The sequence below is a fragment of the Streptomyces sp. NPDC029138 genome (genome assembly GCF_055564375.1).
In genome coordinates this window covers 38,474-48,275 of the sequence record NZ_JBVHWM010000075.1, presented here as the reverse complement: position 1 = coordinate 48,275, position 9,802 = coordinate 38,474, and the positions used below count along the sequence as shown (strand labels likewise).

The following is a 9,802-nucleotide window of genomic DNA, read 5'->3' as shown; positions in this document are numbered from 1 at the left end:
GGCGGAGAAACGCGGGAAGGGGGGGGGGGGCATTCCCCCCCCCCCTTTGGGGGCGCGGGGAGCCGGTCATGCGGGGACGATGCAGTCGAACGCGTGCAGATAGGGGTTGACCGGCCGGATGTCGCGGACCGTCAGGCCCGCCGTCTCCAGCCGGCTGACCATGCTGTCGGTGGTGTGCTTGGCCCCGCCGACGTTCAGGAGCAGCAGCAGGTCCATGGCGGTGCTGAACCGCATCGACGGGGTGTCGTCGACGAGGTTCTCGATCACCACCACCCGGGTGCCGGGACCGCCCGCCTCCACCACGTTGCCCAGCAGCCGGGCCGTGGACTCGTCGTCCCACTCCAGGATGTTCTTGATGATGTAGACGTCGGCCTCGACCGGGACCGCCTCCCGGACGTCGCCGGGCACGATCCGCGCGCGGTCGGCGAGGTCGCCGCCCTCGCGCAGCCGCGGCAGGGCGTTCTCCACCACCCGGGGCAGGTCGAGCAGGCTGCCGCGCATCGCCGGGTACTTGTCCAGCAGGCACGCCACCACATGACCCTGGCCGCCGCCGAGGTCCGCGACCGAGCTGCTGCCGGACAGGTCCAGCAGGGCCGCCACCTCCCGCGCCGACTGCTCGCTGGAGCGGGTCATCGCGCGGTTGAAGACGTCCGCGGACTCGGGGGCGTCCTCGTTGAGGTAGCTGAAGAACTCCTTGCCGTAGAGGTCCTCCACGACGTTCCGGCCGTTGCGCACGGCCTGGTCCAGCAGCGGCCAGGCGTCCCAGGTCCACGGCTCCGTGCACCACATGGCGATGGCCCGCAGGCTGTTCGGGTCGTCCTCGCGCAGCAGCCGGGACATCTCGGTGTGGGCGAACGTCCCGTCCGGCCGCTCGGCGAAGACGCCGTAGCAGGACAGGGCGCGCAGCAGCCGGCGCAGCGGCTTCGGCTCGGCGTGTACCGCGCTCGCCAGGGTCTCCACGGTCATGGGGGCGTCCCCGAGCGCGTCGGCGACGCCCAGCCGGGCGGCGGCGCGGACCGCGGCGGCGCAGGCCGCTCCGAACACGAGCTCGCGCAGGCGCATCGACGGGGGAGGGGAGGGGGGTGCCCCCGGCTCAGGGGGAGCCGAGGGCGCGCGGGATGGTGCGGTCATGTGCCGCCTTCCTTCCTTGCGTGGATCGGGTACGGCCGTCCGGTCAGCACAGGCCCGCGGGCTTGGAGGCCCGGCAGGAGTTGCCGGTGAAGGAGTTGCCGCTCTTGGCGGTCTCCTGGTTGACGAGGTCCGCCGGGGAGTTGTCCGCCAGCCGGTTGCCGGTGATCCGGTTCTTCTCGCTCGTGGCGCCCACGAAGCTCTTGAACAGGACGATGCCGCCCGACAGCGGGGACTTGCCCGTGTGACCGGTGACCCTGTTCCGCGTCACCAGGGCCTTCTCGGTGCCGGTCAGCACGATGCCGGAGCCCTTCAGATAGGGCAGCCGGGCGGTCTTCGGGCAGTACTTGTTGTTCCGGTCGACCAGGTTGTCGCTGACGGTGAGGGCACCGGCCCGCGGCTTGTTCTCGTCGCCGACGACGAACACGCCCGCGCAGTTGCGCAGGACGTAGTTGCGCGTGACGGCGAGGTTGCGCAGCCGGCGGACGGTGATCCCGATCCGGTTGTCCTCCACCCGGTTGTGGTCGATCACCGCGCCCTTGCTGTCCTGGGCACCCTGCTCCGCCTTGACGTTGTTGGCGAGGAACAGCCCCGCGTCCCCGTTGCTCAGGGCGGTGTTGTTCCGGAACACCCCGCGGGTGGAGTGCTCCTGGGCGATGCCCCACTGGCCGTTGTGGTCGGCGATCACGCGCTTCACGGTCAGCCGGTCGGTGCCCATGGAGAACAGGCCGGACCTGGCGAAGCCGGTCACCTTGAGATCGGAGACGGTGACGTCCTTGAGGGGCTTGTTCTTGCCCCCGACCACACAGATGCCGTTGCCGTCCGAGAGACAGGTGACAGTGGCCTTCTTGCCGTGCGGCGCCGGCTTGGTCTTCTTCTTGGGGGGCTGGATCACGGTGCCGGGGCCCGCGCCGCGCAGAGTCAGGCCCGACGTCTTCACCGTGACGCTCTCACGGTAGGTGCCGGCGAGCACGAACACGGTGTCGCCGGCCTTGGCGGTGTTGACCGCCTTCTGGATCGACTGACCCGGATGCACCACGAGGGTCCTGTGGGCAGCGGACGCCGGGGTGGCGCCGATGACGGTGCCGACGAGGGTCGTGGCGCATGCCAGGTACGCGATGTGTCGTTTTGTCACATTCCGAAGGCTAGGAGCGCATGAGCCGATTACCGGCCGGATACTCCGTTCGGCGGCGTGTCCACGGCAGGGGCCGGGTCAGCGCCCCCGAGGCCCGCCCTTGGGCAGCTTCATGCCCTTCGGCATGGGTCCCTTCGGCAGCGGCATGTTGCTCATCAGGTCGCCCAGCGCCCGCAGCCGGTCGTTCGTGGCCGTCACCTGGGGACCGGTCAGCACGCGCGGAAGCTTCAGCATCGTCGTGCGGAGCTTCTTCAGCTCGACCTGGCCCTCGCCGTTGCCGACGATCAGATCGTGCACCGGCACGTCCGCGACGATGCGGTTCATCTTCTTCTTCTCGGCGGCCAGCAGGCTCTTCACCCGGTTCGGGTTGCCCTCGGCGACCAGCACGATGCCGGCCTTGCCGACGGCCCGGTGCACCACGTCCTGGCTGCGGTTCATCGCCACCGCCGGCGTCGTCGTCCAGCCCCGGCCGATGTTGTCCAGCACGGCCGCGGCGGCGCCCGGCTGACCCTCCATCTGGCCGAACGCGGCCCGCTCGGCCCGGCGGCCGAACACGATCGCGGTCGCCAGGAGGGCGATGAGCAGGCCGAAGATGCCCAGGTAGACCGGGTGCCCGATCAGGAAGCCGATCGCGAGGAAGACACCGAGGGTGCCGATGCCGACGGCCGCGAGTACAAGACCGATCTTCGTGTCGGCCTTGCGGGTCATCTTGTATGTGAGGGCGATCTGCTTCAGTCGCCCTGCGTTCGCGGCGTCCGCCGCGGTTTCCTTCCTCGCCATGCCACGAAGTCTACGTGTCCCCCGGAGTGCGGACGACGGCAGTGCCCGGCGGGCGGGACGGCCCGCCGGGGGAGACGTCAGGAGCGGCCGGCGGCCTGGTCCAGGAAGCGCTGGGTCTCGACCCGGTCCTTGGCGCGGCGGCGGTCCTCGAGGACGGACGTCCAGGCGTTGCGGCGGGCGGTGCGCTGACCGCCGCTCATGAGCAGGGACTCGACGGCGCGGAGGGCGCCGGTGAAGGACGGGATGGCGGTGGCGCGAACGGGTGCGGCCTGCATGATCGAGGTCCCCCCTCTGAGCGATGGAGATACGGGGCGTGATATCAGAGTCACTGATTGGTGTTACCAGGGCGTGACCGACCGGTCAAACACACATGAAGCCTGGATGTGAGGGTCTGGAACGCCGACGCGGCCCCGACGGTGCCCTCATCAGCGAGGACGGTCGGGACCGCGTCGTCTCGGCCATTACTGGCCAGTAGGAACTTGTGCGCGAATTCACACGCGCGGCTCACAGCGCCGGTGGCTCACACCGCCTGGGCGGCGACGTACGTCCCACGCTTCTCGACGGCCATCTGGTACAGCCGCCCGGCGCGATAGGAGGACCGCACCAGCGGGCCGGACATCACACCGGAGAAGCCGATCTGCTCGGCCTCCTCCTTCAGCTCCACGAACTCCTGCGGCTTCACCCAGCGCTCCACCGGGTGGTGGCGCACCGACGGGCGCAGGTACTGGGTGATGGTGACCAGCTCGCAGCCCGCGTCGTGCAGCTGCTTCAGCGCCTCGCTGACCTCCTCGCGGGTCTCGCCCATGCCGAGGATCAGGTTGGACTTGGTGACCAGGCCGTAGTCGCGGGCCTCGGTGATGACCTTGAGGGAGCGCTCGTAGCGGAAGCCGGGGCGGATCCGCTTGAAGATCCGGGGGACCGTCTCGACGTTGTGCGCGAAGACCTCGGGCCGGGACGCGAACACCTCGGCGAGCTGCTCGGGGACCGCGTTGAAGTCCGGGGCCAGCAGTTCCACCTTCGTCCGGCCGCCCTCACGGTCCGCGGTCTGCTGGTGGATCTGGCGCACGGTCTCGGCGTACAGCCAGGCGCCGCCGTCCGCCAGGTCGTCGCGGGCGACGCCGGTGATGGTGGCGTAGTTCAGGTCCATGGTGACCACGGACTCGCCCACGCGGCGCGGCTCGTCACGGTCCAGCGCCTCGGGCTTGCCGGTGTCGATCTGGCAGAAGTCACAGCGCCGGGTGCACTGGTCGCCGCCGATGAGGAAGGTCGCCTCGCGGTCCTCCCAGCACTCGTAGATGTTCGGGCAGCCGGCTTCCTGGCACACCGTGTGCAGCCCCTCGCTCTTCACGAGGTTCTGCATCTTCGTGTATTCGGGGCCCATTTTCGCCCGGGTCTTGATCCACTCGGGCTTGCGCTCGATGGGGGTCTGGCTGTTGCGGACCTCCAGGCGCAGCATCTTGCGTCCGTCGGGTGCGACTGCGGACACGACCGGCTCCCTGTGACTTCGATTCTTCGGCGCACCCCAGGGTACGCCCGTACTGTGTGCGCCCTGCCGCTGAGGCCAACCCCGCTCTCGCAGGGCGCATTCCCCCGGCGGACGATCAGGCGGACGCCTTCTCGATCACACGCGGCTTGAGGTCCGCGTTCTCCAGGACGTCCCGCAGGTGCTTCTCGACCACCGGCAGGACCTCATCGACCGTGATGTCCCGGCCCAGCTCGTTGGCGAGGGAGGTGACCCCCGCGTCCCGGATGCCGCACGGGATGATCCGGTCGAACCAGGCGTTGTCCGGGTTCACGTTGAAGGAGAAGCCGTGCATCGTGACGCCCTTGGCGACCCGGATGCCGATCGCGGCGATCTTGCGGTCCTCCCGCCGCTGGCCCGCGTTGGACGGGGCGTACTCCGGGCCGTTGAGCCGCGGGTCGAACTCCTCGTCGGTCAGCCGCGGGTCGAAGTCCAGGGACAGTCCGCCGAGCGCCGGCCGCTGCTCGACCGGGTCGCCGAGCACCCAGACGCCGCTACGGCCCTCGACCCGGGTGGTCGGGAGGCCGAACTCGGCGCAGACGCGGATGATCGCCTCCTCCAGCCGCCGGACGTGCGCGACCACGTCCACCGGGCGGGGCAGCTTCTGGATCGGGTAGCCCACCAGCTGGCCCGGGCCGTGCCAGGTGATCTTGCCGCCGCGGTCCACGTCGATGACCGGGGTGCCGTCCAGCGGGCGCTCGCTGTCCTCCGTGCGCCGGCCGGCCGTGTACACCGGGGGATGTTCCAGGAGGATCACGGTGTCCGGGACCTCGTCGGCGAACCGGGCCGCGTGCACCCGGCGCTGCTCGTCCCAGGCCTCCTGGTATTCGACGGCATCCGCACCGAACCCCATGCGGACGAACCGCAACTCACTCACGGCAAGCGCCTCCCTCAGCGACCGGTGTGTCAGGCACGTGACGCGCCCTCGCCACTGTACGTCCGACCGGAGTACGTCAGCCCTGCGGGCGTTCCTCACACGATCGGATGAATGCACGGCGAAGTGTGCGATCGTCTGCTCACTCTCCGCTACATTCGCGCCGTTCGTGAGGCCATAAGGGCTGCTCAAAGGCAATCCGGGCACTTCGACCGGCCCGGAAGGCAGGAGACCGCACCGCAGATGACGGACCGACCCGCGCAGCGCACCCCCAACCGCCAGCTCGCCGCGCTCATCGCAGAAGCGGGGTTCTCCAACGCGGGTCTGGCCCGTCGCGTCGACCAGCTCGGTCTGGAACACGGGCTGGATCTCAGATACGACAAGACCTCGGTCACCCGCTGGCTGCGCGGCCAGCAGCCACGCGGTACGACCCCCGCCCTCATCGCCGAGGTCTTCACCCGCCGGCTCGGCCGCCGGCTCACCGCCCAGGATCTCGGACTGGACGCGTGCGCGCCGGTGTACGCCGGGCTGGAGTTCGCGGCCACCCCCGAGGAGGCCGTCGACATCGTCAGCGGGCTGTGGCGCAAGGACTCCGGCAGCCACGCCGAACTGCGCAAGATCGCCTTCACCCCGGCGGGGCTCGTGGTGCCCAGCCGGGACTGGCTGATCGGCAAGGCCGACGACCGGGTAGCCCGCGAGCCGGCGCCCCGGGTGCCGCCGCAGGGCCGGCCCGGCGCGGCCAAACCGCCGCAGCCGCTGGTCCCGCCGCGGCTGCGGGCACACGCCGAACGCGCCCCCGGCCACAAGGTCACCGGCGGTGACATCGCCGCGCTGCACTCGGTCGGCGAGCTGTTCCGCACCCTCGACGACCGGTTCGGCGGCGGCCACGCCCGGCAGGCGCTGGTGCGCTATCTGGAGCACGAGTGCGAGCCGATGCTCCGCGGCAGCTACGACGAGCAGACCGGCCGCCGCCTGTTCGGCGCCGCCGCCGATCTGACCCGGCTCGCGGGCTGGACGTCGTACGACATCGCCGCGCACGGGCTCGCCCAGCGGTACTTCGTGCAGGCCCTGCGGCTCGCCCAGGCGGCCGGCGACCGGGCCTACGGCTCCTACGTCCTGGTCACCATGAGCCGCCAGGCCGTCTACCTCGGCCACGGCAGGGAGGCCGTGCAGCTGGCCCGGGTCGCCCAGCAGGGGGTCGGCACGGGCGCCCCGCCGGTCGTCCAGGCGCTCTTGCACGCCTCCGAGGCGCGGGCGCACGGCGTGCTCGGGGAGGTGCGGGCGTGCACCGCCGCTCTGGTGCGGGCCGAGCGCGCCCTGGAGGCGGCCCGGCCCGGGGACGAGGTGCCGTACTGGGCCGCGTTCTTCGACGAGGCGCAGCTCGCCGACGAGTGCGGGCACTGCCACCGGGATCTCCAGCAGTTCCGGGCCGCCGCTCAGCACGCCGAGCGGTCGCTCCAGCTGCGGGCGCCCACCCATGCCCGCAGCCGCCTGTTCTGCCGGATCGTCCTCGCCACCGCCCGCCTCGGCCTCGGCGAACTCGACCAGGCGTGCGCGATCGCCGCGGAGGCGGCGGGGCAGGCGGCGGAGATGCGGTCGGCTCGCGCCGTGGAGTACGTGAGGGATTTCGAACGCCGACTTGAGCCGTATCGGGACGCGGCACCGGTGAGGGTGTACCGGGAGAAGGTGGCGGCGCTGGGGTAGGGGTCTCGCCGTGACTCCGACCCGTGTACTCCGGGTGAGGGCTCGGTTGTGGTTGCTCGCGCCCGCGCGGCGGAGCCGCATGTCGATACAGCCCCGCGCCCCCTTCGGGCGCGTTACGCCGCCCTGGGCATCGTCGGAACCGGGTCCGCGCTGTGCATCGAACCCGTCGCGCCCAGGTCGGCCAGGATGGCTGACGTGGCGCGGTGGGCCGAGTGGAGGGCGCCCTGGACCGTGCTGGTGTCCCGGTGGTCGCCGCAGACGTAGAGGCCGGCCAGGAGGCGTACCGGGCGGCGCAGGTCGTGGGGTGGGCGCATGGAGGGGACCGCCTCCGGGGTGTGGTGCACGGCCAGCGTCTCCCAGCGGCGCGTGGAGGTGCCGTAGAGGCGGGAGAGGTGGATGCGGACGGCGGTGTCGACGCCCTCCGGTGGCGTGCCCAGGACCGTCGAGGAGATCAGCACGCGGCCGGCCGGTGCCCGGCTCGGGTCCACGTTGCTGAGGACCGCCGTGTGGGCCACCGGCCCGCCACGGTCGGCGTCCAGCAGCAGCGAGGTGCCCGTCGGGAACGCCGCCGCCGGCTCGTCCGTGGTGTGGTGGACGACCGTCACCGGGTGGAAGTCCGGCACCCTGAGCCCCGGCAGCAGCTCGGCCGCCGCGCGCGCGTCCGTCGCCAGCAGCACCGCCCGGCAGCGGATCTCCCCGTGCTCGGCGGTCGCCACCGAGGTCGTGGACACGGAGGTGACCCGCACCCCGGTGTGCACGGTGCCCGGGGGCAGCCCCCCGGCCAGCAGTTCCGGCAGCACCTCCGCGCCGCCCTCCGGCACGCACAGCCGCCCGCTCGCGAAGGCACGCAGCGCCAGGTCGGCGCACCTGCTGGAGGTGGTCAGCTCCGGGTCGCACAGCAGGGCGGCGAGCAGCGGGCGCAGGAAGCCGTCGATGGTGCGCGCCGGTACCCCGCGCTGGGCGAGGGCGAGGCCGGCCGGCATCTCGGGGCGGGCCAGGATGCGTTCGACGGGGGTCGTGGCGATCCGGCCGAGCGCCGCGCCCAGCCGGGCCTGGTCCACCGCGCCGCCCACCGGGGCGCCGGGTGTGACCGCCGTACCCCTGGGGGCGCCGGCAAGGGCGCGCACCACATGGAGTGCGCCCCGTGCGCCCCGTGCGCTCCCACCGACCGCCGGCGCGCCCGCGCGATGGGTGCGGCCGTCGCGGTGCAGCAGCACGCCCGGCGCGAAACGGCGCACGGTCAGGGCGTCCAGGCCCGGACTCAGGCGGAGTTCGGGGTAGGACGTGGACAGCAGCTGTCCGATGCGGTCGAGCCGGAAGCCGTCGACCTTCTCGGTCGACATGCGGCCGCCGACGTACGGGGCGGCCTCCAGGACCGCGGTCGTGATTCCTGCGCTGGTCAGCCGATGAGCCGCCGAGAGACCGGCGATTCCGGCTCCCACGATGACGACGTCCACCTGGTACGCGGGCTCAAGCACGAGGCCCCTCCTGTGGTTGCGCGACCGGTGGAGACGTCATGCCCCCAACAGGCGCAAGGGATACCCGAGTTCGGGTCGAGGGTAGGGGCGTGATCGGTCAGAGACAGTCGCGCATCAACAGGGCACGGTCGCATGGAGGTCGCATACGGTCACTTTCGTTCACCGGTGTTGTCAGCCGGCTCACCCCGTCCGCTCACCTCGCCCGCTCATCCCGCCCGCTCACACCGCCGCGCGGATCGCCTCCTCGATGCCCGGGAACGCGAACCGGAACCCCGACTCCAGAAGCCGTCTCGGCACCACCCGCTGACTGCCCAGCACATCCCCGGCCATCTCCCCGAGCACCGTCCGCAGCACCGGAGCGGGCACCGCGAACACCGCCGGCCGGTGCAGCACCCGTGCCATCGCCGCCGTGATCTCACTGTTCGTCAGCGGCTGGGGCGCCGTCAGGTTGAACGGCCCGGACAGGTCGTCGCCGTCGATGAGATGCCGGATCGCCGCGACCTCGTCGTGCAGCGCGATGTACGACCAGTACTGCCGCCCGTCGCCCAGCCGCCCCCCGAGCCCCGCCCGGAACAGCGGGAACAGCCGCCCCCAGGCCCCGCCGCCCCGGGCCACCACCAGACCCGTGCGCAGGAACACCGTCCGCACCCCCGCCTCCATGACGGGCGCCGCCGCCTCCTCCCACTCCACGCACAGCGCGGACAGGAAACCGTCGCCCGGCGGCGTGTCCTCGTCCACCACCCGGTCGCCCGTGTCGCCGTAGAAGCCGGTCGCGCTGCCGTTCACGAACACCCGCGGCGGCCGTGGCAGCGAGGCCGCGGCCTCGGCCAGCGCGGCCGTGCCCAGCACCCGGCTGTCCCGCAGCAGCCGCTTGTACTCCGGCGTCCAGCGCCGCTCGCCGATCCCGGCCCCCGCCAGATTGACCACGACGTCACAGCCGGCCAGCCCGGCCGCGTCGACGTGCTGCCGCTCGGGGTCCCAGCGGACCTCGTCCGCGCCCCGGGGCTCCCGGCGCACCAGCCGGACCACCTGATGCCCGTCCGTGGCCAGGGACCGCACCAGAGCGCTGCCGATGAGACCGGACGCGCCGGCCACCGCGATACGTGAACGTTCCATGGCCCCAGCATGACCGCACGGCCGGCCGGAAACCCGTTGGGATAGCCCGGACCGCCCCCGTAGGG

Annotated in this window: 9 protein-coding genes; 1 reads left to right on the top strand and 8 read right to left on the bottom strand. The window is 72.0% G+C overall.

Annotated features, from left to right (window positions below):
- Positions 1–66: 66 nt before the first annotated feature.
- From ACZ4WH_RS37460 to lipB, 6 genes are all read right to left on the bottom strand, one after another.
- Positions 67–1,131, bottom strand: coding sequence for a methyltransferase (locus tag ACZ4WH_RS37460; RefSeq protein ID WP_468189385.1), 1,065 nt, complete (start codon positions 1,129–1,131; stop codon positions 67–69).
- A 43-nt stretch (positions 1,132–1,174) separates the two neighbouring features.
- Positions 1,175–2,263 carry a right-handed parallel beta-helix repeat-containing protein gene (locus ACZ4WH_RS37455; protein ID WP_468189383.1) on the bottom strand — a complete coding sequence of 363 codons (1,089 nt, stop codon included), beginning with the start codon at positions 2,261–2,263 and terminating at the stop codon, positions 1,175–1,177.
- Positions 2,264–2,341: 78 nt separating this feature from the next.
- A complete protein-coding gene (locus tag ACZ4WH_RS37450) occupies positions 2,342–3,043 on the bottom strand; it encodes a DUF4191 domain-containing protein (protein ID WP_468189381.1) in 702 nt (233 codons plus the stop codon).
- 77 nt (positions 3,044–3,120) lie between these two features.
- The gene (locus ACZ4WH_RS37445) at positions 3,121–3,318 is read right to left on the bottom strand and encodes an SCO2195 family GlnR-regulated protein (RefSeq protein ID WP_468189379.1); all 198 of its coding nucleotides are present in this window, start codon (positions 3,316–3,318) and stop codon (positions 3,121–3,123) included.
- Positions 3,319–3,563: 245 nt separating this feature from the next.
- A complete protein-coding gene (gene lipA, locus ACZ4WH_RS37440) occupies positions 3,564–4,529 on the bottom strand; it encodes a lipoyl synthase (RefSeq protein WP_468189377.1) in 966 nt (321 codons plus the stop codon).
- Between the two features lie 115 nt (positions 4,530–4,644).
- Positions 4,645–5,442, bottom strand: a complete 798-nt coding sequence (gene lipB / locus ACZ4WH_RS37435; protein ID WP_468189375.1) for a lipoyl(octanoyl) transferase LipB — start codon at positions 5,440–5,442, stop codon at positions 4,645–4,647.
- A gap of 240 nt (positions 5,443–5,682) precedes the next feature.
- On the opposite strand from lipB, the gene ACZ4WH_RS37430 reads away from it, so the two are divergent.
- A complete protein-coding gene (locus ACZ4WH_RS37430) occupies positions 5,683–7,143 on the top strand; it encodes a regulator (protein WP_468189373.1) in 1,461 nt (486 codons plus the stop codon).
- Between the two features lie 113 nt (positions 7,144–7,256).
- Here the strand turns inward: ACZ4WH_RS37430 and ACZ4WH_RS37425 are convergent, their stop codons facing one another.
- Both ACZ4WH_RS37425 and ACZ4WH_RS37420 read right to left on the bottom strand, forming a co-directional pair.
- Complete coding sequence (locus tag ACZ4WH_RS37425) at positions 7,257–8,621, bottom strand: NAD(P)/FAD-dependent oxidoreductase (RefSeq protein ID WP_468189372.1); 1,365 nt, start codon at positions 8,619–8,621, stop codon at positions 7,257–7,259.
- A gap of 219 nt (positions 8,622–8,840) precedes the next feature.
- On the bottom strand, positions 8,841–9,737 hold the full coding sequence (locus ACZ4WH_RS37420; RefSeq protein WP_468189370.1) for a TIGR01777 family oxidoreductase: 897 nt from the start codon (positions 9,735–9,737) through the stop codon (positions 8,841–8,843).
- Between the last annotated feature and the right edge of the window lie 65 nt (positions 9,738–9,802).